Origin of the sequence: Nocardia sp. NPDC127606 (genome assembly GCF_042671725.1) — a bacterium.
Taxonomy (GTDB): Bacteria; Actinomycetota; Actinomycetes; order Mycobacteriales; family Mycobacteriaceae; genus Nocardia.
Genome location: NZ_JBHXWQ010000001.1, coordinates 841327 through 864690, shown reverse-complemented (window position 1 = coordinate 864690; position 23364 = coordinate 841327). Strand labels below are relative to the sequence as shown.

Genomic DNA, 23364 nt, shown 5'->3' with positions numbered 1-23364 from the left:
TCTGGCTCCGGCCGGCACACTCCGAAAGAAGCAAACATCATGTCCGAGTCCACCACCCGTCCCAAGGCCCTGATCGTGTTGTCCTCGGCTCGCTTGCTCCCGCTGAGCCAACCCGCCAACACCGAGATCTCCACCGGTTTCTTCCTCGTCGAGCTCGCCGCCGTCATGGCCGCGTTCGACAAGACCCACGACTTCATCCTCGCCACCCCCGACGGCCGGCCGCCACAGCTCGACATCAACGGCATGGCCCTCAACTTCCAAGCCGCCGCCGGCCTCGGCCTCGCCACCGCACGTATCACCTTGCAGAGCAAGGTCAAACACCTCAGCCCCCAGCAACTGCGCGAGAAGAACCCCGGCCTCCTCGAGCGCCGCAACGACGAGCTCGCCCTCGCCCACCGGCTGCTCGGCCGTCTGCCCGTCTCGCAGCCACTGCCCAAGACCGACGAAGAAGCCGTCGCCATCCGCGACGAGGTCGTCGCAGGCTTCGACGCCCTGCCCCCGCGCGAGTACCTCTCCCTCCCCCAGCTCATCGAACGCCACCGCGACCCCGCCGACACCTTCACGCTGTCCGACGTGGACTTCGTCCATATGCCCGGCGGCCACGCCCCCATGGTCGACTTCCACGACAACCCCTGGATGGGCGAACTGCTCAACACCCTGCGCGAGGAAAATGTCCCTATCTCCCTGATCTGCCACGCCCCCATCGCCCTCACCTCCGCGAAATACCGCGTCGACGCCGACGGCAAGGCCACCATCAACCCCGACCACGCCTTCAAGGGCGCACACATCACCACCGTCCCCAAGTACGGCGAGAGGATGATGCTCGCCACCCAGTACCCGAAGGTGCCCGGCGAACGCACCCGTCTGACCTACTACGTCGACGTCGCCCTGAAGGACGCCGGCTACGACGTCAGCCTGACCCTGAACCCCTCCGCACCCAAGACGGTCTGGGACGAGGACCACATCCTGCTCACCGGCAACGGGCCTCAGGCCGTCGACGAGCAAGCCGACCGCCTCGCCGAAATCCTTCGCGAGCGGACCAACGCCGCCCACGCCACCCGCCGGTGACGACACCCGACCGCGAGGACACACCGCTCCTCGATGTCACAGTCGATGCCCCGTCAGGTCGGCCTATCGCTCGCCACGCTCTGCAGGGCACGACAACATCCAGCCACCGCTCAGTGGCATTGTCGTGCGCGGCGCATCGCTTCGAGGCGGTCCAGTAGCGCCTCGAGGGATTCTTCGAACTCATCGGCCGAGCGGTTGGCTGCCAGGTGGCTCTGCAGGCGATACACGTGGGGGTAGTCGGACAGCTCCGATGATTCGTGCTGTCCGGGCTCGGCGGTGCTGATCGGGCTCAGCTCGACGCCCCTGGTTGCCACCTCGAGGAGGAGGTGGCCGAGCAGGAACGTCGCGAAAGACCGATAGACCTGGACTGCCTGACGGTCGTCGAAGCCATAGTAAAGCATGGTTTCGAGGAAGGATTCCATCCAGTTCAGGCTGCGCAGCGGCGGGCACAGCCAGGGCGCCTGCGGTGGACTCGATGCCATCAACGGGAAGACCTCGGGGTGCTCGATCGCGACGCGGCGCACGCCGTGCGCGAGGCGCTGCAGGTACCCCTGCCAGCTGCCGCCCTCCTCGTCGGGCTCCATCAGGTTCTGGTCGTAGAGCTGGTCGACGAGGTGATCGACCACACCGGCCAGCAGGTCGTCACGCCCGGAAACGTAGCGGTACAGGGCCATGGCTTCGACGCCCAGCCACGAGCCCAGACGGCGCATCGTGAGATGCCCCAGGCCTTCCTCATCGATCAGCGCGATCGCTGATTCCAGGATCAGGACCCGGTCCAGCCGTGGGGGGCGCCGAGCTTCCCCGTCCCGTGAACCGTTGTCGCGCAGCTCGGCGCCCGAGTCGATCGTGTCCTCGCTCAGGGCTGAGCTCCTGTCAAAATCTTCGGGCCCCGGTTCCAGCGCGCCGCCATAACCCCAGGATACCGGGATGTTCCGGCTGGTTTCAACGCACCCCGTCATGCATTCATTGTCACAGCTGTTTACAAGATAAACTGCGATATGTTTATCTTGTAAACGGCAGCCGTGGAGCTGTCGCACCCCGGGTTCCGCTCGCGTCACACGGGGAAACGTTGGGCTATCGAAGGGACAGTCGTGTCTGAGAACGACAGTGGAGTAGAGGCCGGAGTCAAGGGCGTCGTCGAGGGCGTGAAGGGCAAAGCCAAGGAAGTCGCGGGTGCCGTGGTGGGCAACGACTCCTTGCTGCGCGAAGGCCGTGCACAGCAGGACAAGGCCGAGTCTCAGCGCGAGGTCGCGGAGAAGGAAGCCGAAGCCGAGAAGGCACGGCTCGAGGCATCGGCCAACGAAGCGCGTCAGCGCGCCGCCGAGCAGGACTGACAGCTCGTGTTTTCGGGCCCGGCCGGGTGGACCGGCCGGGCCCGTCGGCTCAGCGATGGGCCGTGGTGTCACGAGCCGCTCGGTTCGGAAATGAGGAGTGACCTGATGGAAAAGCCTGCCATGCTGCGGATGGACAGTGCTGCGCGCACGACACCGGGCTACTCCGACCGGCAATGGGCGGTGCGTGAGGCGGTGCTGAAATGGGCACACAACGAAGATGTCCTCGACAACCCGGTGCCGGTCCTGGGCGCCTTCGCCGTCGGGGCGTCGGTCTGTTGGCCGGGAGAATCACTCACCGAGGACGAAGTAGTTCGTGCGTCGCTGTGGTTGACGAGGATGGGGCTGTTCAACTCCATCGATCTCGACCCGGCATTCGGTCACCGCGCGACCATCTACCGCCCTCGGATCACCGCCGAAGGAATCCGCGTCGCACGCGGCCCCGATGGAGTTCGCGGCATTTCCTGGCCGGGCATCACGATGCGCCCGCCTGGTCGGCCGCCGCGCGATCTCACTCCTCCCCCGCAACAGACCGGGTAGACCACCGTGCTGCGACGACGATCGCATCCTGCGGGTCGCCGATCAGCAATACATGGCCTCGATCTCGGTCGCGTACTTCCGGGTGATGACTTTGCGCTCGAGCGACATCTTCGGGGTGAGTTCGTCACCGCCCGGCTCCCAGATCACCGGCAGCACAGTGTGTTTCTTGATCTGCTCCACGCGCGACAGCCGCTCGTTCGCGGCCGCGATGCCTTCCTCGACGGCCGCGACGACGTCCGGATGGGCCGGTGTCGCGTCGGGCAGCGCGTGCCGTTGCGCGAAGGCCGCACAGGCATCGGGATCCAGGGTCAACAGCGCTGTCACATAGCTGCGGTCATCTCCGATGGCGATCACCGTCGCCACGAGCGGACAGCACACGCGCACTGCCCCTTCGATATTCGATGGCGACATGCGGTCGAGAACACGGACGTATCCGTCGGCGTCGATGGAGCCGACGTCGCCGGTGCGCAGCCAGCCGTCGGGGTCGACCGCGGCGGTGGCCTGCTCCGCGTCGTGACGGTAGCCGCGCATGACGATGTGCCGCGCACCAGCAGCCCCAGGAGCCATGGCTCGGCGCCGACGAGCTCGCTCGCCGCTTGTCGATCAGCGCACCGCACATGCGGCGGCTGCTGCGCGTCGAAGGCACGACGCAGCGCGGAATCCGAGAGGAGATTCTTCGCGACCGCGCCATCGAAGCGTTGGTGCACGGTGACGAGTCGATCGCTGATCTCGCCGCCCGCCTCGGTTACTCCGAAGCCAGCGCCTTTCGCCGGGCATTCCACCGGTGCACCGGCAGCGCTCCGATCGACTATCGCCGGATCACCGACCCACGCCACTGAACCACCACTCGCCCCGACGGTGACGCAGCGCCCCGCCTACTCCTTTTAGAGGGACTTTCTACTCTATTTGCCCATCGGTAACTGTGATGAGGTTGGGCCGTCAAACGCTCCACTCCGCGGAATGTGAGGTGCAGACATGGCACCGACCGTAGACAGGACATTCGATGGACAAGCAGATCTCGGACCCGGCCGGTGCGCACTGGTTCACCCGCGCCCCAGCAGACATCGGGTTCGCCCGTCGGCGTCGGCGTACGGCCGTCAGGACCGCCATCGGCTACGTGCGTACCGACCTGGCCGGTCCGTGCCGACCGCAGTGCGAATCGCTGATCCGCACCACCGCGGTCGATCTCGGCTACCAGCTACTCGGAACCCTGGTGCTCACAGCGACACCGCTGACCCGGCTGCAGTTCCTCGCCACCGAACTCGCCGTCGATGTGGTGTTGTGTCCCACGTTCGCACACCTCGAGGGCCGGGTGCCGGCCGAGCTGCTGACCATCACCGATGTGATCGTCATCGACCCGTTCATCACCTACTGCCGACGGGACCCACAGCTCCTGGACTGAGCAATCCGGATCAGTCCCGCGACGGCCATCAGCGTGCCGAGGGAAGGCACCGAACTCCGGTGTGGGCTGGTCAGCTTCCGCTGCCGCCGCCGGTATACGCGCCACCCAGGAGGCGACGCCGACGACGGCGCTCGACGTCCGGGTCGGCGAAACTCGGGCTCGTCGAAGGTTTCCGAATCAGGACGGTGTTGCCGGGCTCACCGATGTCACGGCGTCGACGATGTCCCGCAGGGCAGCGACATGGCCGGTGAAGGCGTGCCGCCCACGCTCGGTCAGGTGAGCGCGGACCTTGCGGCGACTGCCGTCCAGACGACGTTCGGTGGTGACGTAACCGGCCGCCTCCAGGGTCGCGAGCTGCTTGGACAGGGCCGAATCCGACAACCCCAGGCGGTCCTCGAGGAAGGCGAACTCCGCCCAGTCGGCGGCTGCGAGCGTCGCGACCAGCGAGAGCCGGGTGCTGGGGTGGATGAGTTCGCCGAAGCGGGCTTGCGTCACGCGCCGAACCGATGCCGCAGGACACGAAGGATGCCCGGCACCGAAGGTCACAGTCGCGGCGATGATCAGCCATTGCGGCCCGAGGTCACCGATCAGCCCGAGCACGACCCAGCCGGCAGCCATCGCCCACCAGTACGCGCGTGGCAGCCCGACCTCCTCGGCAACTCGCGGTGCCGGGTGAACGAGTGAACAACAAGCCGTATCAGTCGGGACACGCGCCCGCGTGACAACAGGGGAACGCTGTCGGATTCACTAGAGTCCGGGGTCATGTTGCGAATCATTCGGAGAGTGATTTACGCCGCCTCAACGCTGGCCGTTCTGTCGCAGCCGACCGCGCACGCCGATTCCGTCAATCTGCCACCGCACGAGAAGACTTTCGAGTCGGCTATAGGCAGTTTCACTGTCGGCACACACGATGAAGTCATCACTCGAATCGCACCATTGAGCAGCATTCCGACCAGCCGTGAAGCGTTGGTCTCCACAGTCGCGTACGGACGGCTCGACGGGCAGGCCGAGGGTGTGCTCAAGACCGGATACTCCGTCGGCTGTCCGGTCAGGATCGGTGCCGTGCTCCCCGGCATCGATCCCACCACCGAATTCGGCCTCGAGGGGCCGCAGCAGAACTACGCGACGGAGCAGGCGCAGCGCCAGGCGACAGAGCAGGCGCAGTCGCGGTCTGTCGAGCGGTCGAGTACCGGCGAGTCGGTGGAGATCGAGACGCAGGAGTCCGGGCAATCACAGGAGTTCGAATCGGGACAGGTGCAGGAGTTCAGCGGCATCCTCCCCTCTATCGCGGTGGACCCCGGCCTGTTCCTGGAATTGGACCTGCAACCCGGCGACATCACCAACGTCGATATCGGGGACGGCAAGCCACTCATCCCGGGCAAGACCGTGCAGATCGTGGCCCGCGACTTCCACATCAAAGTCGACAACTGCGTGGGCCCGGCCACCATCCGCCAATACACCTACGTGCAAACCAGAACACCCGAAGTCGACGACAGCGGAGCCGTGTTCGGCGAGCCCACCACGCTGTAGTGCGTCCCGTACCGCGCGGCGATACCGGTGCGTGGTGCGCACGTATCGGCGCGTTCTCGGGGCGTCCCGACTGTCGGCAGGCACGTGCACGCGACAGTGGAGATTTCCCAGTGGGCGGGACCGTATCGGTCAATTGTCCAAATCGCCGGGTGTCGTAGGCACTCGGCAATTATGGTGCCGCGCATGTCTCGTACTCACCGCATACTCGCGTCCGTAGCCCTGGCCGCCGTCCCCTTCGTCGCGGCAGCCCCGGCCCCCGCGGCTCCGGTCGTGAACAAGGTCGTGGTCATCGGTATCGACGGCACACTGTGGAGTGAGGTCTCGGCGGCCGATGCCCCCAACCTCGACCGCCTGGCCGCGGAGGGCACCCTGGCACACACCTCCATCGCGCCGCACACCACCATGTCGTGCGTCTCGTGGGCAACGGCGCTGACCGGCGTGTGGGATACCAAGCACGGGATTCAGGACAACGGATCCACCTGCAACGCAGGACCTTTCGCACAGTATCCGACCGTGTTCACTCAGGTGGAACGGGAACGTCCGTCGTTGTCGACGGCCTCCATCGGGACCTGGGACAAGATCGGCATGATCGCGCGCACCGGCAGCCCGAAGGCCGACCGGGTGACCGTCACGCAAGTCGATCCCACCGGTGCGGGCGTGTGTGAGACCACCGCCGATGCCGATGCCACCGCGGAGGTCGTCTCGGCCATCACCGAGGAGGGGACCGATCTGCTGTTCACACACCTCGATCAGGTGGACATTGTGGGACACACGCTGCGCGGAATCTGGCCGCAGGCGTATCGCGATGCCATCGGCCGAGTGGACAGCCTGGTCGGGAAGATCACCGCCGCGGTGGACGCGCGGGCCGCCTCGCATTCCGACGAGCGGTGGACGATTCTGGTCACCACCGACCACGGCCACAAGCCCGATGGGGGGCATGGCGGTCAGAGTGCCTACGAGACAGCCAGTTTCGTGATCGCGCGGGGAGCGGGGTTCGCGGCGGGAACAGAGAACAACGGGTACACCCTCGCCGACATCACACCGACCGTTCTGGATCTGCTCGAGGTCTCGGCTCCGGCGAATCTCGACGGCGAGTCGATGTTGACGGGCGGCTCGGGCAATCCGGCAGCACCGGTACCGAATACGCCACCGGTCGACTCCGGGATCACCGGTTCGTCGTCCGGTTCGGCGCAGGCGGCCATGGTGGCGAATCCGTTGTGCATCCTGGGAAGTGGATCAGCGAGCGGTTCATCCGAGAGATAACGCGTCGATACGGTGGCTCGGGCGAGCGAGCCGGCCAACTCCGCGGCGCTCGGACCGATCTCGGCGTCCGTCGTACAGCAGTGGCGGTTGACTACCGCCGGACGGTGCGCGCGGTGTCGGTCAGCCGTCGATTGGTCACCCGCAGTTGCCGGGCGGTACTGGTGGCCAGTGCCCGCGCCTGATCGGAATCGAGGCGGCCACACACGCGCTCCCAATGCACGGCGACCCGGTCACCGACCGCCACCTCGGTCGCGAGGTGATCGTCCACCTCGGCGCGCCGCAGCGCTGGACCCGACAACCGCAGCAGCGGACCGTCCAGGACCAACCGCCGACAGCGAACAGAGGCAGTGCCGTCTTCGCGGGCCACCACGGTGCCCCAGGTGATGCGGCAGCTGTCCAGGATGCGGATCGGGTGCTCATCGGCGCCACGTCCCAGCAGCCGGGTCCACGGATACACGCCGAACACGTGGAATCCGTGGTTGGCGGCGGCTTCCTCGGCGAGATCGGCGTTCAGATACGACCAGTAGTGCCCGGCCATCGGCGCGATGATCGCGAGCAGTTCGGTGGTGAACGCGCCGGCGTCGAGGTCGGCGCCGATCCCGCCACCGAGCCAATAGGACTCGACGAGGCGCCCGTCGAGCGGATCGGCGATGCCGGTCAGTCTCGACATCGCCCGCAGGTAGGGCCAGGCTCCGGAGAACTGGCGAGCCAGCGCGCGGATATCGGCGGCCGAGCCGTTGTGCAGCGCCCGCGCGTCGGCGGGACCGCAGTAGCCGAGCCGGTTGGGCGCGTAGGCGTAGCGGGCGAACATCTCGGTCCCGTCGATGATCGCGCCTCCTGTCAGCAGATCCGTGGCAGTTGTTCTCCGGCAGGCAGATCCACCACCCGGGTGCCGCCGAGGGCGGTGCGGGCGACCACCATGCCCGGATGGTCCTCGACACACACGCCGATGGCTTCGGCACGAACACCCAGCGGATGCGCCCGCATCGCGGCGAGCACCCGGTCGGCGTCCTCGGGGGCGACGAAGGCGACCAGCTTGCCCTCGTTGGCGACATACATCGGATCGAGCCCGAGCAGCCCACACGCATCCCGGACCGCGTCCGGCACGGGCAGCTTCCGTTCATCCAGTGCCACACCGACTTTCGCGACACCCGCGATCTCGTTGAGCGTCGCCGCGACCCCACCGCGGGTCGGGTCACGCAGTACGTGCACGTCGGCGCCGGTGGCCAGCATCGCGGCGACCAGGCCGTTGAGCGGGGCGGTGTCGCTGCAGACGGTGGTGCCGAATTCGAGGCCTTCGCGGCAGCTCATCACCGCGACGCCGTGCACCCCGATGTCACCGCTGACGATCACGACGTCACCGGGACGGGCGCGCTGCGGGCGGATGTCGATGCCGGCGTCGATGATGCCGATGCCCGTGGTGTTGATGAAGATGCCGTCACCGTGGCCGGAGTCGACGACCTTGGTGTCGCCGGTGACCAGCTTGACTCCTGCCGCGAGTGCGGCAGTACCGACAGCCTCGGCCACCCGGGCGATCTCGGCGAGTGCGGTGCCTTCTTCGAGGATGAACGCCGTGGACAACACCATCGGCCGCGCGCCGGCCATGGACAGGTCGTTGACGGTGCCGTTGACGGCCAGGTCCCCGATCGACCCGCCGGGGAAGGCCAGCGGTTTGACGACGAAGGAGTCGGTCGAGAACGCCAACCGCACGCCGTCGAGGGTGAGCACCGCCGAATCACCCATGCCCGCTTCGGCGGCGGAGCCGAACGCGGGCAGGAACAGGTGCTCGATCAGCTCGCCCGACATCGCTCCCCCGCCGCCGTGGCCCATCACGATGGTCGGTGAGTCGCGCAGCGGCATCGGGCACACCCAGCTGTCCATGTCGAGCCGGGCCGTCGCGTTGTCCTCACGCATGAGCCACCTCCGCGGGCAGGTCGAGGCGCCGGTACAGGTAGTAGGCCGCGCAGGCGCCTTCGGAGGAGACCATGGTGGCTCCCAACGGGTTTCGCGGTGTGCACTGCTTGCCGAATGCGGCGCATTCGTGCGGCTTGATCAGTCCCTGGAGTACCTCGCCGGAGCGGCAGATCGAGGACTCCGCGGTGTGCAGGTCGGTGACCGCGAACCGGTGCTCGGCATCGTAGGCGCGGTAGCGTTCCGAGAGCCGCCAGCCGCTGTCCGGGATCACGCCGATGCCGCGCCAGGCGCGGTCGGTGACGTCGAAGACGTCGGTGAGCATCGTCTTCGCGGCCGGGTTGCCTTCGGCGCGGACCGCACGGGGATAGGCGTTCTCGAGCTGGTGTCTGCCGTCCTCGAGCTGGGTCACGGTGCGGCGGATGCCTTCCAGGATGTCGAGGGGCTCGAAGCCGGTGACCACCATCGGCACCCCGTACTTGTCGGCCAGTGGCGGGTACTCCTCGGTACCCATGACACTGCAGACGTGTCCGGCGGCCAGGAAGCCCTGGACCCGGCACTTCGGCGATTCCATGATCGCGGCGATGGCGGGTGGAACCAGCACGTGCGAGACCAACAACGAGAAGTTCTCGATGCCAAGCCGTTTGGCCTGATAGACGGTCATCGCGTTGGCCGGTGCGGTGGTCTCGAAGCCGATGCCGAAGAACACCACCTGCCGATCGGGATTCTGTCTGGCGATGGTGAGCGCGTCCAGTGGCGAGTACACCACTCGCACGTCACCGCCTTCGCTCTTGACCCGGAACAGATCGCGTTCGCTGCCCGGTACCCGGAGCATGTCGCCGAAGGAGCAGAAGATCACCCCGGGCTGCGCGGCGATCTCGAGCGCCTTGTCGATCACCTCGAGCGGGGTGACGCACACGGGGCAGCCGGGGCCGTGGATCATCTCGATCTCGTCGGGCAGCAGCTGGTCGATGCCGTGGCGGATGATCGAATGAGTCTGTCCGCCGCAGACTTCCATGATGGCCCACCGCTGGGAGGTGGCCCCGCGGATCTGATCGAGCAACTTCTTCGCCAGGTCGGGATCGCTGAATTCGTCGAGATACTTCATGACGTCACCTCCGTGTCGTCGCCGGCGCCGGAGTCGGTCGCTGCCGGTTCTGCCGTGGGATCGGGGAGCCCGGATTGTCTGGCGGCGAGAGCGAACCCGTCGCCGAACTCCTCGTTGAGCACACCGAGGTGCTCGAATTCGGCCAGTGTGCGCAACGCCGATTCCTCGTCGAGGCGCTGGATGGCGAAGCCGACGTGGACCACTACGTAGTCGCCGATCGCCGCGTCCGGAATGTATTCCAGGCACACGTCTTTGTGCACGCCGCCGAAGTCGACGACCGACATCATGGTGCCGTCACGTTCGTGCAGGCTGAGCACCTTTCCCGGGACTGCCAGGCACATCGCTGCTCTCCTTTCGCTCAACCCGCACCGGCGGCGAGTAGTTGTCCGAACGCGAGACCACCGTCATTAGGCGGCAGTCGGCGATGGGTGATGACAGGGAATCCGTTGTCGCGCAACACAGTGCGCGCTGCCGAGAGCAACAGCGCGTTCTGGAACACCCCACCCGAGAGCGCGACGGTCGTCGGGTGGGGTGCGAAATCCAGAGCGAGGTCGAGGACCAACGCGGCCACGGCCTGATGGAAGCGAGCGGCGATCACGGCGGCCGGGACGCCCTTCGCGGCGTCGGTGACCACGGCGGCCACGACCGGGGCCGGATCGATCTCGGCCGGGTCGGCGGTGTGATCGAGGCCGAACCGGTAGGTACGGGAGCCGGGGTCGGCGGCGCGCGCGAGGGCCTCCAGTTCGATCGCGGCCTGGGCTTCGTAGTCCACGGTGTGGCGGACCCCGGCCAGCGAGGACACGGCGTCGAAGAGCCGTCCCATGCTCGACGTCGGGCTACACCCGAAGCCGGAGCCGAACTGGTGTGCCAGCACCGCGCGTTCGTCGGCAGGGCAGGCGGCGACCGAGGCGATCGTGTCCGACCAGTCCAGTCCCGCCGACCAAAGATGTGCCAGCGCCATCCGGTAGGGCCGGTGCACGCTGACGTCCCCGCCCGCGAGCGGCACGTATTTCAGGTGCGCGAGACGCCGGTAGCCCTTGTAGCCGGCGGCCAGGACTTCACCGCCCCAGATGGCGCCGTCGGGTCCGAATCCGGTGCCGTCGAACGCGATCCCGGTGACGGTGTCCGACGCGCCGAGTCCGTGTTCGCCCATCACCGCGGCGATGTGCGCGTGGTGATGCTGGACGGTGTGGACCGGACGGCCTTCGGCGTGGGTGCGCGCCCAGGTGGTGGATCGGTAGCGCGGGTGGGCGTCGGTGACGAGCTGGGTGGGCGCTACCCCGGTCAGTTCCGCGAGGTGCTCGGCGGCGAAGCCGAAGGCGCGTAGGGTGGCCAGGTCGTCCATGTCGCCGATGTGCTGGCTGAGCCAGGCGTAGCGGCCCTCGCCGACCGCGCAGGTGTTCTTGAGGTCCGCGCCGACAGCCAGAGTCGGCGGCACCGGGACCGGAAGGGTCAGCGGCAGCGGCGCATACCCGCGGGAGCGGCGCAACGGCAGCTCGACACCGTCGACCACACGCACGACCGAATCGTCACAGGGCGTCAGGATGCGGCGGTTGTGCGAGAGCCAGCCGTCGGCGAGGGCGGCCAGGCGGGTGCGGGCGTCCTCGTCGTCGAAACAGATCGGTTCGCCACCGAGATTGCCGGAGGTCATCACGAGCACCCGAGGGACGGGCCGGTCGCCCGGCAAGCCGAACAGCAGCAGGTGCAGCGGTGTATAGGCGAGCATGACGCCCAGGTCGGGGTTGCGGGGCGCGACCGAAGGTGCCAGTTCGATGGTGTCGCGATCGAGCACGTCGTGCGAGTCGGCGTCGGACGGTGCCCCGGCGGGGATGCGGACGGGGGCCCTGCGGGCGAGCAGGACGATCGGGCGTTGGGGGCCCGTGAGCAGTAGCACGGCGGTGTCGTCGATCTCCGCGATCGTGCGCGCGGTGCCGAGGTCGGCAACCATGACGGCGAAAGGCTTGTCGCCTCGCCGCTTTCGGCCCCGCAAGGTGGCCACGGCGCGCTCGTTCGTGGCATCGCAGGCGAGGTGGTAACCGCCGATGCCTTTGACCGCGAGAATTCCGCCATCGCGCAACAGGTTTCGTGCCGAGTCCAGTGGCCCTTCGGCCGATGAACCGGCAGGGCCGAGGTAGGACAGACGGGGGCCGCAGTCCGGGCAGGCGATGGGTTGGGCGTGGAAGCGGCGGTCGGTGGGGTCGGTGTATTCGGCGGCGCAGTGGGCGCACATCGGGAAGTCGGCCATCGACGTGCGGGATCGGTCGTAGGGCAGTTCGGCGATGATGGTGAACCGGGGGCCGCAGTTGGTGCAGTTGATGAAGGGGTGGCGGTAGCGGCGGTCGGTGGGATCGGCGAGTTCGGTGGCGCAGTCCGCGCAGATCGCGACATCGGGTGAGGCCAGGGTGCGGCCGCCACCGTCGCGGGTGGTGTCGGCGATGCGGAATCCGGTTCCGCCGCGCAACGCGACGGTGTTCTGGTCGACCGATTCGACGACGGCCAGCGGCGGTGGGTGCTCGCGCAGGCGTCGCGCGAACTCGTCCAGATCGGCAGGGGCGCCTTCGATCTCGATGATCACTCCGGAGCTGTCGTTGGCCACCGACCCGGACAGGGACAGTTCGGCGGCGGTCGTGTAGACGAAGGGCCGGAAGCCGACGCCCTGCACCACCCCGCGAACCACGAGGCGGCGGCGTTGCCGGTCGGTGGTCATGACTGTTCGCCTCGTCCGAGCAGATTCAGCCCGGCCAGTGCGGTGGCGGCGCCGGCCTGGTCGGTCTTCTCGACCGCAAGACCCATGTGGATGATCACCCAGTCCCCGGGATGCACCGGATCCTCTTCCAGCAGACCGATGTTCACCTTGCGGTTCTCGCCGGAGACCGTGACCAGGGCGAGTTGCCCGTGGTACCCGTCGAGGATCTCCACGACCTGTCCGGGGATGCCGAGGCACATGGTTCATCCCTCCGATCGGTTCGACGGCGCGACGGGCCCGTGCGAGTCGGCGACCAGCGGGGGCGGATCGGCGACCAATCGCGCGAGAACCGCTTCCACCGCCTCGACGGCAGGATCGACCGCGGCACCTACCGGGTCGGACAGGCCGATGCCCTCCTCCACCGAGTCGACCTGGCAGCCGACGACGACGGTCGGTGGCAGGGTTCCACCCAGCGCGCGAACGCTCGCGAACACGGCGTCGGGGTTCATGGCGTGCGCGTCGAGCTGCGCCGCGCCCGCTGGGTCGGGTTCGGCGTGGAAGACCGCGAGGGTGCCGGGCGCGCCGCGGTCGGGGACGGCGTCGACAAGCACCAGCGCGTCCCACGGATCGAGCAGGTCGTAGGCCAGGTGCATGCCACGGATGCCGTAATCGACCACGCGCACGGTCTCGCCGTGCGGCGGTAGTCGCCGCACCACTTCGGGCCCGAAACCGTCGTCGCCGAGGAAGATGTTGCCGATCCCCGCCACGAGCACTCGCGCCGTCATCTCACATCCGGCGTATCTTCAGATAGCGCTGGACATCCGGTATCGAACGCACGCCGAGCACCGCGGCGGCCACAGCCACCACGGCGGCCACAGCCACCGCGAACATTCCTATCGTCGTCATGATCGACCTCTTCTCTCATTCTCGTGGGCTGTCGAGTGGTTCGATCTCCTCCGGGGCGAAATACAGGTACCGGCCGTACCATTCGTGCAGGTCGGCGGCGGGGTCGTCCTCGATGACCACGCCGACGTGGGATTGCCCGTCGACGTCGGCGTGCACCGAGACGACCTTGGCGGTGCGCCCGTCGTAGAACAGGTCGTGGGCATCGGCGCGCCGAGACGGATGCAAACGCACCCTTGTCCCGTTGCGGACCCGGACCGCGCCCACCATGATCGCGTCGGCATCGGGGCGAACAGCGTTGTCGGCCAACGGGTCCCACCAGTCGACACCGTCGGGTACCTCAGGGATCAGCGGGGCCTGCTCGGCGTGCGGGTTCCGCAGGACACCGTGCAGCTGCTGCAATGCCTCCGGTGTCATCGCGTCGCATCGGTCGATGATCTGCGCCGCCCGCTCGTCGGTCGCGCGGGCCTGCGCCTTCTCGTCGTCGGTCATGGTCATGACGCGCAGGGTGAGGATCTCGTCGATCTCGGTGGAGTCGAACAGCGGTCCCTCGCTCTGCTCGGCGATCTCGGGGTGGTCGTAGAGAATGATGGGCGAGATCAGCACAATGCTGTGGTCACCGGGTGGCCCGGCCAGCACGGGGAAACACCGGTGGTGGGAGCATCGGGCCACGGCCCCTTCGGCGTCGGGTGGCGGTTCGAGCAGGGAAACGAACCGGCCGCCTTCGGTTTCGGCGATGACGTGCGCGCCGATCAGGGAGCGGGCGATGGCGTCGTGCTGGTCGGTCGCGGGGGTGCCGGTGTTGCGAAGTGTGACGCTCAGGCGCAGAAAGCGCTCGTCACGGTCCACGGTCAGCTGGACTTCGCCGTCGAGGTGCGCGCGGTCCCGGACCAGTCGGCCGGCCGGTGCACCGTCGGGGCCGGGGATCGCCTCGTGGTCGGCGCCGGCCGGAACCGTCAGCCGCGCGGTCGAATCGGTCAGCGGCAGCGGTCCGATCACCTGTTCGCACTCGACCGCCTCGTCCCAGCTGATCCACGATCGGCCGTCGGCGACGAGCTCGGCGACCGGCGTCTGCCCGGCGTCCTCGACGGTCCGGCGCTGCAACTGCAGGAACCGTACGGTCAGCGTGATCGAGGCGGACTCCCCCGCGTCGAGCAGACATTGTGCCGACAGTTGCGGGTCCTCGCCGAGTCCGGTCGCGGCCGCCCCGGCGGGGCCGAGGACGCCGAACTGCCAGCGCGACTGGTTCTTTCGCGAGTTCGCCCGGTACGGGTACAGCAGGTAGCCCTCGTAGAGCACCGCGTCGGCGACCGCGCGAGCCCTGGTCTGTGATCTGGTCAGCTCGATGCTCATGGGTCCTCCTCGGCGGTGTCGAGCAGGCGCAGTACCGCGTCGTCGAAGCCGAGCATCCCGTGGCTGGATTTGTACGCGGCGAGCGCGTCGAGAGTCTCGCGGTGCAACCGCACCCACCCCGAGTTCGGGAAGTTCGTGGCCATCAGGTCGTCCCAGACCGAGACCGGCATCTCGAACTTGTCCTCCCGGTCCCAGGGAATCTGCTGCACCGCGAAACCCGTGGTGCCCCGGATGAAGACAGTGCCGCTGAACAGGAAGATCAGCGGCACTGTCCCCTCGCGTAGGGCGTGCAGGTATTTGGCGCCGCTCACCTCGAAGTCGTAGGTACACGGCATCGGCAGGTCCACTTGGGCGCCGCCGTGGAAGCCGGGAACCATGGTGGCGCAGTGCATCCAGAGGAAGGAGCGCTGGGTGTCGCGCCAGCGTTCGCGGGGGCCGAACAGGTCGACCAGGCCCGCGCTCTCCTCGTCGGTGTAGCTGCGGCGGTGCGGTTCGATCCGCACCTGCGCGCGCAGGGCGATGGCGTGCACCGGTTCCTCACCGAGCACCGCGATGCCGATGCGGGCCGACAGCGTCGGTGTCGCGGCGTAGGGCTCCGGCGCGATGCCGAGCACCGCGAAGGTTGTCGAGTAGGCCGGGCACATCACGCGCCCCCCGGTCGCGCACGCGCCGAAACCGTGGCGAAGAACTCGTCGAGATACCGGTGCACATCCTGACCACCGTCGAATCCGCGCCACAGCATCCGCATCCGGCCGACGAATTCGTAGCAGGTGTCGATGGGTAACAGCAGGCAGGCCGCCTCGGCGGTGCCCCGCTCGGGGACCCGGATCATCAGTGCCTCGACGTCGGGGGCCGCGACAGCGATCTCGGGGTGCCGGTCGAGCAGTGTGCGCCACTGGTCGAGGGGCAGTTCGGATTCGGTGGCGCCCGCCGGTCCCGGATAGAACGCGACGGTGCGCCCCAGGGCCGAGTTGTCGAAGAAGAATGCCAAGCCCACCGGGATCTCGAGTGCGTCCCATTCGCCGTGGCCGATGGTGAAGGTCGGGAAGCGCAGGTAGCGGTCGGGCACCGCGCGGTACCGCAGGACCGCGTTCTGGTCGGTGAACAGCAGGTAGCAGCCCCGGCACACGCACAACAGTTGGCGGCCTTCGACATTCACCACGTGCTGATGCTCTTCGGCGATGGCTTCGGCGCACATCTCACATCGCTCGCCCGCCGGAACGGCGGGTTTGCGGTCGACGGTGAGGCGGCGCAGCACCCCCAGTCCAGAACTCACCCGGCCACCCCCACGGGCACGGCCACCGAGAGCTCCCCGGCGCGTACCAGCACCGGCAGTGGTTCCAGATGCCCTTCGCCGTCGACTCTGGCGCCGGCATGGACGGCGTCGTAGTGCGCCCGGCAGGTCGGGCAGCGCAGTACGGCGTCACCGACCGGGAAACCCATCCGACGATGCAGTGCCGCTCCGGCGAGCGAGTTGTCGCAGGCGGGACAGTGATCGCGGTAGACGAACAGGTCGTCACCGACCCGGCAGGCGAGCACGGTCTGCCCACCGATGACGAAGCCGCCGACCTCGCCCGCACCGAGTTCCCCCAGTTCCGGGACCGCTATCCAGCTCCCGTGCTGCGCCTCGACCGGATGGGCATCGGTGTGTACCCGGGCGAACAGCGAATCGGCGGAGATCAAGGCATCCGTCGATTCCGGTTGCGCGGCAGCCACTTCGATCGACTCGATCTCCGGCGCGGCGGCGCGCACCGCGTCCTCCACCGCCAGTTCCAGGGTCACCGACGACGAGGGGCAGGTGCGGCAACTACCCGACAGTTCGAGCCGCACGACGCCGTCGGCCACGCCGAGCAGTTCCACGTCACCACCGTGGGACCCCAGGTAGGGGCGCACGCTGTCGAGTGCCGCGCGGACCCGGGTGTGCACGTCGTGCGGATGCAGTCCGTGCACCAGCAGCAGACTCGCTATCAGATCGTCGGCGACGAGCCGTTCACGGACGCCACCATCGACCAGTTCCAGGACGCGCGCGAGGCCGGCGCCGTAGAGGTCGGCGACCTCGCGCACCAGTTGCTCGGCGCGCTCGCGAGCGACGACGCCACCCGCCGAACTCGCGTCCAGCAGGGTCTCGATCCGGTCGCCTGCGCCGCGCCACCGGTCTGGGTCGAACGCCGCCTCGTCGTGCTCCCCCGGACGATCCGGCATCACCGTTACTCCCCGGTGAGTGTCTGGGTCGGCGAGTGGAGTTTGTCCAGGGACTTGCCGTTGCCGAGGTACATGTGCACACCGCACGGCAGGCAGGGATCGAAACTGCGCACGGTGCGCATGATGTCGATGCCCTTGAAGTGCTCGCGGTCGTTCTCCTCGAAGATCGGCTGGCCCTGCACCGCGTCCTCGTACGGTCCCGGCGTGCCGAAACTGTCGCGCGGGTTGGCATTCCACGGCGTCGGCGGATACGGGTGGTAGTTCGCGATCTTGCCGTCCCTGATGACCATGTGATGGGACAGGACCCCGCGCACCGCCTCGGTGAACCCGCAGCCGATGCTCTCGTCCGGTACCTCGAAGTGCTCCCACGTCTTGGTCCGTCCCGCCCTGATCTCCACGAGCGCCTGCTCCGCGAAGTGCAGCGCACTGGCCGCGGCGTAGGCCTGGAAGTAGGTGCGGGCGCGGTTGCGTTCGATGGTGTTGCTGCCGAACGCGGGGATCTTCCATTCGAAGCTGACCGGGCCCTTCAACGCGGTCTTGGGCAGGTTGATCTGCACACTGTGTCCGGTCGACTTCACGTAGCCGATGTCGACGAGGCCGGCCAGCGCCGTCGACCACAGCCGGGCCAGCGGGCCGCCGCCGGTGTCGAGCGCGAGATAGTCGGTGCCGTCGAACCAGCGTGGCGACATCACCCAGCTGTACTTGTCGTCCATGTCGCGCTTCTGCGGCTTGGGGTTGGTGTGCTGGTTCCAGGGGTGACGCCGGTCGACCGGATTGCCGAGCGGGTCGGTCTTCACGAACATCTCCTGGTCGTTCCAGTCGTCGTAATACGAACTGCCCAAAAGGATTCGGATGCCGAGATTGATGTCGACCAGGGAAGTGGTGATCAGTTTCCCGTCGACGACCACGCCGGGGGTGACGAACATCCGCCGACCCCACTCCTCCATGTCCTTGTACTCGAAATTGCACACTTCCGGGTCCTGGAACGAGCCCCAGCAGCCCAGCAGGGTGCGCCGCAGTCCGACCTGTTCGTAGCCCGGCAGCGCCTCGTAGAAGAAGTCGAAGAGATCGTCGTGCATCGGCACGACCTTCTTCATGAATTCGACGTAGCGCATCAGGCGCGTCATGTAGTCGGTCATCAGCTGGATCGTCGCGACGGTTCCCACGCCGCCGGGATACAGCGTCGACGGGTGCACGTGCCTGCCCTCCATCAGGCAGAACATCTCGCGGGTGTAGCGGCTCACGTGCAGCGCTTCCCGGTAGAACTCGCCGGTGAACGGATTGAGCGCGCGCATGATGTCGGCGATGGTGCGATAACCGTGCTCGGCCGAATGCGGAGCCAGGGTATTCTCGGCCTGCGCGAGGACGCCGGGGTTGGTCTCGGCGACCATCTTCTCGCAGAAATCCACGCCGACCAGATTCTCCTGGAAGATGTTGTGGTCGAACATGTATTCGGCGGCCTCACCGAGATTGACGATCCACTCGCCCAGGTGCGGCGGTTTCACCCCGTAGGCCATGTTCTGGGTATAGCACGAGCAGGTGGCGTGATTGTCGCCGCAGATCCCGCAGATGCGGCTGGTGATGAAATGCGCGTCGCGGGGATCCTTGCCCCGCATGAAGATCGAGTAGCCGCGGAAGATGGACGAGGTGCTGTGACACTCGACCACTTCACGGTTCTCGAAATCGATCTTGGTATAGATTCCCAGGCTGCCGACGATGCGGGTGATCGGGTCCCACGCCATTTCGACGAGACTGTCGGGATCGATCCGCTTGTGTGACGGCTCGGGGATGATGGCAGTCATTCCAATCGCCTCCTACCAGGTGCGGGTGGCGCCGGATTCCAGCTTCTCGCCCTTGTGCCGCCATCGCGGCTCCTTGTCCACCGTGCGTCCGGTGATGTGGCGCAGGCTGCGGATCACCGACCCGTACAGCCCTGATGCCGTCGAGGAGATCTTGCCGCCGGGCGGCTCGTCCATGAACGGCATGAATTTGTCCGGGAATCCCGGCATGGTGCAGCCGATGCAGATGCCGCCCACGTTCGGGCAGCCACCGACACCGTTGATCCAGCCCCGCTTGGGGACGTTGCATTTGACCACCGGGCCCCAACATCCCAGTTTCACAATGCATTTCGGGGAGCCGTACTCGTCGGCGAAATCGCCTTCCTCGTAGTAACCCGCTCGATCACAGCCTTCGTGGACGGTGGCGCCGAACAACCATTTCGGGCGCAGCGCCTCGTCCAGGGGAATCATCGGGGCCTGTCCGGTGGCCATGTAGAGCAGGTAGGTCAGCGTTTCGGACATGTTGTCCGGATGGACCGGGCAACCGGGCACGCACACGATCGGGATGCCGGCCTTGGATTTCCAGTCCCAGCCGAGGTAGTCGGGCACACCCATCGCGCCGGTGGGGTTACCCGCCATGGCGTGGATGCCGCCGTAGGTGGCACAGGTGCCGACCGCGACCACCGCGGTGGCCTTCGGCGCCAGCCGATCGAGCCACTCGCTGGTCGTCATCGGCTGGCCGGTGGCGGGATCGTTGCCGAAGCCGCACCAGTAGCCCTCCTCGTGGAGCTGTTCGTTCGGGATGGAGCCTTCCACCACGAGCACGAACGGTTCGAGTTCACCCCGGTCGGCTTTGAAGAACCATTCGAGGAAATCGTCGGCGCCGCCGGCGGGACCGCATTCGAAATCGATCAGCGGCCAGTGCACCGCGATCTGTGGGAGCCCGGGAAGAGCGCCGAGCGCGATCTCCTCGATACTGGGCTGCGTCGCGGCGGTCAGCGCGACCGAATCACCGTCACAACTGAGACCTGCGTTGATCCACAGCACGTGAATCAGGGCCTGTTCTGCTTTGATTGCTTCCTGGGTAGGCATGGGCTGCGCCACTTTCTGAAGCGGGGCATCGCAGGCTCGCGGGAACCTACGGTGTGATCCTGATCACGCCAGTCTATGTCGCTGGTGAGTGATCCTCAATAGTTGCTGACCGCCGCAGTCGGAGCCAGTCGTACCACTGCGCCATGCCGGAACCGCTGGTCACCGAGAGGGGCAGGATCTGCGCGTGCGGGTTGATCGACGCCGCGTATTCCCGGCATTTGTCCAGGTCGAAGTCCACATAGGGCAGCAGATCGATCTTGTTGACGAGGACCAGAGATGCCGCGGCGAACATGTGCGGATACTTCAGTGGCTTGTCGGTGCCCTCGGTCACCGAGATCACCACGACTTTGCCGCGTTCACCGAGGTCGAACAAGGCCGGGCACACCAGGTTGCCGACGTTCTCGATGAACAACAGGGTGCCGGGGTCGGGATCGAGGGACTCGAGCGCGCGGTAGGTCATCTCGGCGTCGAGATGACAGCCCGCGCCGGTGTTGATCTGCACGACCCGACAGCCCGTCGCCCCGATCCGCTCGGCATCGAGCAGGGTCGCCTGGTCGCCCTCGATCACCGCGATCGGCACCTCGGTGAACTCGCGGATCGTGCGCTCGAGCAGGGTGGTCTTGCCCGCGCCGGGTGAGCTGGTCATGTTCAGCGCCAGGATGTCGCGGGCGGCGAGCCAGTCCCGGTTTCGCTGGGCCAACAGGTCGTTCTTGGCCAGGACTTTTTGCTCGAGGGTGATGGTCTCGGTGACCGGCAGATGCACGTGATCGCCGCCGTGACCATGGCTGTGCCGGTGCGGCTCGTGCTCGTGCTCGTGCTCGTGCTCGTGCGGGAGGGTGATCACCGCGGCGTCGTCGTCGCCACATCCACAGGTTGCGCACATTCTCGGCTCACTTCCATTGAGCGGATTCGGAGTTCGTGCCCGGCTCTGATCTCGACATCGGCGCTGCCGCACTCGCACAGGGCGATCGGCTCGAGCACGGTGAACTCGGCGCCACAGCTCCGACAGCCCGCCAGGCCGGGTACCACGTCGATCTCGAGGCGCGCGCCCTCGGCGAGGGTTTCCTCGGCGGCGAGTTCGAAGCAGAACTGCATCGCTTCCGGGACGACCGCGCACAGCACGCCCACTTCCAGGAGCACGCTGTGCACCCGCGCTCCCGCCGCGTGTTCGCACACGGCGTCGATGACACTCTGGGTGATCGCCATTTCGTGCATCGCAGTCTCGGTTCGTCGGAGGGAGGAACCCACCGATCAGGTTACTCCTGGGCAACCCTCCGACGCGATGGCCGACCGGCGGATGAACGCTCAGCTGAGCCGGTGTTCGGCGAGCAGCGCGGCATCGTCGAGGATGTCGGCGGTGGGGCCGTCGGCGACGACTTCACCGGCGTCGAGGATGACGACCCGCTCGCAGATTCGTTGCGCGTAGGGCAGATCGTGGGTCACCACGAGCATGGTGGTGGGCAGCGACAGCAGGATCTCGGCCAGTTCGCGGCGCGCCACCGGATCGAGGTTGGCGGCCGGTTCGTCGAGAACGAGGACCTCCGGTCGGCACGACAGCACCGTGGCCAGCGCGGCGCGGCGGCGCTCCCCGAGCGACAGGTGCGCCGGTGAACGCCCGGCCCGGTCGGTCATCCCCACCGCGGCGAGCGCCTCCCGGACCTGTTCGGCGAGGGCTTCACCGCGGACACCGAAGTTGGCGGGCCCGAACGCGACATCCTGTTCCACGGTCGGCATGAACAGTTGATCGTCGGGGTCCTGGAACACGACCCCGACCCGTTGCCGGATAGCGCGAACGCTGTTGCGGTCCAGCCGCACACCGCCGATGTACACCTGCCCCGATGTGGCGGTGAGCACCCCGTTCAGGTGCAGCATCAAAGTGGATTTGCCCGCGCCGTTGGGCCCGAGGACGGCCACCCGCTCCCCCGGCGCGATCTGCAGATTCACCCCGTTCAACGCGCCGGTCCCGTCGGGATAGGCGAAGGTCAGCTCGACCACACGCACCGCCGGCGCCGTCGGTTCGGTCACCGCACCATCCAAGCACCCGCGCAGACAGCGATCGCGGCGGCCGCGGGCAGGCAGCCGAGCAGCCATTGCCCGCGGGTGGCGGGCGGGGTGCCGACATCGGGCACGGTGCCGTCGAATCCGCGCGACAGCATGGCCAGGTGGACCCGTTCGCCGCGTTCGTAGGATCGCAGGAACAGGGTGCCGGCGCCGCGTGCGGTCGCCCCGGCTTGGCGCAGTGTGCGTGGGTCGTCGCCACGGGAGATCCGGGCCAGCCGCATCCGCGCCGCCTCGGCGACAAGTACGTCGACATAGCGCAGCATCAGGACCACGATCATGACGATCGTGCCGGGCACGCGCAGCCGCGTCAGCCCTTCGGGCAAGGAGCGCACGCTCGTCGTCGCGGCCAAGGTCAGTGAGATGCCCACGCCGATAGTGCCTTTCGCGATGATGCCCCACGCGGCGTAGAGGCCGGTCACCGACAGCGACAGCCCGAAGATGTCGGTGCGGGGTTCCCCGGCGGCGAAAGGCAGCAGGATCGCCAACACGACGAACGGCAACTCGATGAGCAGACGCGGCCCGATCCAGCGCAACCCGATTCCCCACCACCGCCACAGCGCGACCAAGCCAAGGGCATAACAGCCGAACGGCCACAACAACTCCCGTGGTGTCGCTACGACCGCGAACACCGCAACCACCGCGCACACGATCTTGACCTCGGTCGGTGCCCGATGCGCCGGTGAATTCCCCGCCAGATACAGCCGGTGGACCGCGGCGCTCACCTACTCCGGCTCCGCATCCGACCGCGCCGCGACGTCACCGCGCCGGCCCCCGAAGCGCGATCCACTTCGGCCGATCCGGACCGTACGGATCACCGCGAACAGCACGGCGAAGGCGGCCCCGACGCCGACCACGCCTGCCGGACCGGCCAGATCGCTGTTGCCGTCGATCGCGTAGTCCGCCAGCGGAGAACCGGCGAACCGGTGTTCCTCGGCGCTGCGCGCGATGCACTCACCGTGCAGTTCCTCGGCCCCGTTCACCTCGACCGTGGTGCACCCGCGTCGGGTGGTCGCGTCGAGCCCGTCGGGCTGTGAGCTCGCGGCATAGGACAGCCCGCCGGCCACGAGCACCGCGGCCGCGGCGAAAACCCACAGGAAACCGGTGAAGGACACCCGCACACGAGCGGGAGACGCGTG

At 67.5% G+C, this 23364-nt stretch carries 29 protein-coding genes; 7 read left to right on the top strand and 22 right to left on the bottom strand.

Features of this window, described 5'->3' with window-relative positions; genetic code table 11:
- The first annotated feature begins 39 nt into the window (after positions 1 to 39).
- Positions 40 to 1068, top strand: a complete 1029-nt coding sequence (locus ACFVJ5_RS04095; RefSeq protein ID WP_379218407.1) for a DJ-1/PfpI family protein — start codon at positions 40 to 42, stop codon at positions 1066 to 1068.
- 110 nt (positions 1069 to 1178) lie between these two features.
- Here ACFVJ5_RS04095 and ACFVJ5_RS04090 read toward each other — a convergent pair whose 3' ends face one another.
- A complete protein-coding gene (locus ACFVJ5_RS04090; protein ID WP_379218406.1) occupies positions 1179 to 2027 on the bottom strand; it encodes a TetR/AcrR family transcriptional regulator in 849 nt (282 codons plus the stop codon).
- Between the two features lie 132 nt (positions 2028 to 2159).
- On the opposite strand from ACFVJ5_RS04090, the gene ACFVJ5_RS04085 reads away from it, so the two are divergent.
- Both ACFVJ5_RS04085 and ACFVJ5_RS04080 read left to right on the top strand, forming a co-directional pair.
- Entirely contained in the window at positions 2160 to 2402 is a 243-nt protein-coding gene (locus ACFVJ5_RS04085) for a CsbD family protein (RefSeq protein ID WP_379218405.1), read from the top strand.
- Between the two features lie 105 nt (positions 2403 to 2507).
- On the top strand, positions 2508 to 2939 hold the full coding sequence (locus ACFVJ5_RS04080; RefSeq protein ID WP_379218404.1) for a hypothetical protein: 432 nt from the start codon (positions 2508 to 2510) through the stop codon (positions 2937 to 2939).
- 42 nt (positions 2940 to 2981) lie between these two features.
- Here the strand turns inward: ACFVJ5_RS04080 and ACFVJ5_RS04075 are convergent, their stop codons facing one another.
- Complete coding sequence (locus ACFVJ5_RS04075) at positions 2982 to 3506, bottom strand: hypothetical protein (RefSeq protein WP_379218403.1); 525 nt, start codon at positions 3504 to 3506, stop codon at positions 2982 to 2984.
- Between the two features lie 29 nt (positions 3507 to 3535).
- Between ACFVJ5_RS04075 and ACFVJ5_RS04070 the strand changes: the two genes are divergently transcribed.
- Together ACFVJ5_RS04070 and ACFVJ5_RS04065 are read left to right on the top strand one after the other, a co-directional pair.
- On the top strand, positions 3536 to 3778 hold the full coding sequence (locus tag ACFVJ5_RS04070) for a helix-turn-helix domain-containing protein (protein WP_379218402.1): 243 nt from the start codon (positions 3536 to 3538) through the stop codon (positions 3776 to 3778).
- Between the two features lie 164 nt (positions 3779 to 3942).
- Positions 3943 to 4341 (top strand): hypothetical protein, encoded by a 399-nt coding sequence (locus tag ACFVJ5_RS04065; protein ID WP_379218401.1) that lies wholly within the window; start codon positions 3943 to 3945, stop codon positions 4339 to 4341.
- A gap of 177 nt (positions 4342 to 4518) precedes the next feature.
- Here ACFVJ5_RS04065 and ACFVJ5_RS04060 read toward each other — a convergent pair whose 3' ends face one another.
- Positions 4519 to 4836, bottom strand: a complete 318-nt coding sequence (locus ACFVJ5_RS04060; protein ID WP_379219763.1) for a transcriptional regulator — start codon at positions 4834 to 4836, stop codon at positions 4519 to 4521.
- 267 nt (positions 4837 to 5103) lie between these two features.
- On the opposite strand from ACFVJ5_RS04060, the gene ACFVJ5_RS04055 reads away from it, so the two are divergent.
- Together ACFVJ5_RS04055 and ACFVJ5_RS04050 are read left to right on the top strand one after the other, a co-directional pair.
- On the top strand, positions 5104 to 5871 hold the full coding sequence (locus tag ACFVJ5_RS04055; protein ID WP_379218400.1) for an MspA family porin: 768 nt from the start codon (positions 5104 to 5106) through the stop codon (positions 5869 to 5871).
- Positions 5872 to 6054: 183 nt separating this feature from the next.
- The gene (locus ACFVJ5_RS04050) at positions 6055 to 7134 is read left to right on the top strand and encodes an alkaline phosphatase family protein (protein ID WP_379218399.1); all 1080 of its coding nucleotides are present in this window, start codon (positions 6055 to 6057) and stop codon (positions 7132 to 7134) included.
- A 91-nt stretch (positions 7135 to 7225) separates the two neighbouring features.
- Here ACFVJ5_RS04050 and ACFVJ5_RS04045 read toward each other — a convergent pair whose 3' ends face one another.
- From ACFVJ5_RS04045 to ACFVJ5_RS03955, 19 genes are all read right to left on the bottom strand, one after another.
- On the bottom strand, positions 7226 to 7945 hold the full coding sequence (locus ACFVJ5_RS04045) for a DUF6390 family protein (protein ID WP_379218398.1): 720 nt from the start codon (positions 7943 to 7945) through the stop codon (positions 7226 to 7228).
- 29 nt (positions 7946 to 7974) lie between these two features.
- The gene (gene hypE / locus ACFVJ5_RS04040; protein WP_379218397.1) at positions 7975 to 9048 is read right to left on the bottom strand and encodes a hydrogenase expression/formation protein HypE; all 1074 of its coding nucleotides are present in this window, start codon (positions 9046 to 9048) and stop codon (positions 7975 to 7977) included.
- On the bottom strand, positions 9041 to 10153 hold the full coding sequence (hypD, locus tag ACFVJ5_RS04035; RefSeq protein ID WP_379218396.1) for a hydrogenase formation protein HypD: 1113 nt from the start codon (positions 10151 to 10153) through the stop codon (positions 9041 to 9043). The genes hypE and hypD overlap by 8 nt, the downstream gene beginning before the upstream one ends.
- Positions 10150 to 10494, bottom strand: coding sequence for a HypC/HybG/HupF family hydrogenase formation chaperone (locus ACFVJ5_RS04030; protein ID WP_378987292.1), 345 nt, complete (start codon positions 10492 to 10494; stop codon positions 10150 to 10152). Before ACFVJ5_RS04030 ends, hypD begins: the two co-directional genes overlap by 4 nt.
- A gap of 17 nt (positions 10495 to 10511) precedes the next feature.
- Positions 10512 to 12860, bottom strand: a complete 2349-nt coding sequence (gene hypF, locus ACFVJ5_RS04025; RefSeq protein ID WP_379218395.1) for a carbamoyltransferase HypF — start codon at positions 12858 to 12860, stop codon at positions 10512 to 10514.
- Entirely contained in the window at positions 12857 to 13099 is a 243-nt protein-coding gene (locus tag ACFVJ5_RS04020; RefSeq protein WP_378627973.1) for a HypC/HybG/HupF family hydrogenase formation chaperone, read from the bottom strand. Before ACFVJ5_RS04020 ends, hypF begins: the two co-directional genes overlap by 4 nt.
- Before the next feature lie 3 nt (positions 13100 to 13102).
- Positions 13103 to 13624 carry a hydrogenase maturation protease gene (locus ACFVJ5_RS04015; protein WP_379218394.1) on the bottom strand — a complete coding sequence of 174 codons (522 nt, stop codon included), beginning with the start codon at positions 13622 to 13624 and terminating at the stop codon, positions 13103 to 13105.
- Between the two features lies 1 nt (position 13625).
- Positions 13626 to 13745 (bottom strand): DUF6893 family small protein, encoded by a 120-nt coding sequence (locus tag ACFVJ5_RS04010; protein WP_378987304.1) that lies wholly within the window; start codon positions 13743 to 13745, stop codon positions 13626 to 13628.
- Between the two features lie 15 nt (positions 13746 to 13760).
- A complete protein-coding gene (locus ACFVJ5_RS04005; protein WP_379218393.1) occupies positions 13761 to 15095 on the bottom strand; it encodes a hypothetical protein in 1335 nt (444 codons plus the stop codon).
- A complete protein-coding gene (locus ACFVJ5_RS04000) occupies positions 15092 to 15739 on the bottom strand; it encodes a DUF6084 family protein (protein ID WP_379218392.1) in 648 nt (215 codons plus the stop codon). Before ACFVJ5_RS04000 ends, ACFVJ5_RS04005 begins: the two co-directional genes overlap by 4 nt.
- Complete coding sequence (locus tag ACFVJ5_RS03995; protein ID WP_379218391.1) at positions 15739 to 16371, bottom strand: DUF5947 family protein; 633 nt, start codon at positions 16369 to 16371, stop codon at positions 15739 to 15741. The genes ACFVJ5_RS04000 and ACFVJ5_RS03995 overlap by 1 nt, the downstream gene beginning before the upstream one ends.
- Positions 16368 to 17297 carry a NifU family protein gene (locus ACFVJ5_RS03990; protein WP_379218390.1) on the bottom strand — a complete coding sequence of 310 codons (930 nt, stop codon included), beginning with the start codon at positions 17295 to 17297 and terminating at the stop codon, positions 16368 to 16370. The genes ACFVJ5_RS03995 and ACFVJ5_RS03990 overlap by 4 nt, the downstream gene beginning before the upstream one ends.
- Positions 17298 to 17302: 5 nt before the next feature.
- Positions 17303 to 19099: a nickel-dependent hydrogenase large subunit gene (locus ACFVJ5_RS03985; RefSeq protein ID WP_379218389.1), complete on the bottom strand. Its 1797-nt coding sequence runs from the start codon at positions 19097 to 19099 to the stop codon at positions 17303 to 17305.
- A 12-nt stretch (positions 19100 to 19111) separates the two neighbouring features.
- Positions 19112 to 20167, bottom strand: coding sequence for a hydrogenase expression protein HypE (locus ACFVJ5_RS03980; protein WP_194828071.1), 1056 nt, complete (start codon positions 20165 to 20167; stop codon positions 19112 to 19114).
- A 73-nt stretch (positions 20168 to 20240) separates the two neighbouring features.
- Positions 20241 to 21050: a hydrogenase nickel incorporation protein HypB gene (gene hypB, locus ACFVJ5_RS03975; protein ID WP_379218388.1), complete on the bottom strand. Its 810-nt coding sequence runs from the start codon at positions 21048 to 21050 to the stop codon at positions 20241 to 20243.
- Positions 21008 to 21382, bottom strand: coding sequence for a hydrogenase maturation nickel metallochaperone HypA (locus ACFVJ5_RS03970; RefSeq protein ID WP_379218387.1), 375 nt, complete (start codon positions 21380 to 21382; stop codon positions 21008 to 21010). The genes hypB and ACFVJ5_RS03970 overlap by 43 nt, the downstream gene beginning before the upstream one ends.
- Positions 21383 to 21472: 90 nt before the next feature.
- Entirely contained in the window at positions 21473 to 22192 is a 720-nt protein-coding gene (locus tag ACFVJ5_RS03965; protein WP_379218386.1) for an energy-coupling factor ABC transporter ATP-binding protein, read from the bottom strand.
- On the bottom strand, positions 22189 to 22950 hold the full coding sequence (gene cbiQ, locus ACFVJ5_RS03960; protein WP_379218385.1) for a cobalt ECF transporter T component CbiQ: 762 nt from the start codon (positions 22948 to 22950) through the stop codon (positions 22189 to 22191). Before cbiQ ends, ACFVJ5_RS03965 begins: the two co-directional genes overlap by 4 nt.
- Positions 22951 to 23340 (bottom strand): PDGLE domain-containing protein, encoded by a 390-nt coding sequence (locus tag ACFVJ5_RS03955; protein ID WP_379219762.1) that lies wholly within the window; start codon positions 23338 to 23340, stop codon positions 22951 to 22953.
- Between the last annotated feature and the right edge of the window lie 24 nt (positions 23341 to 23364).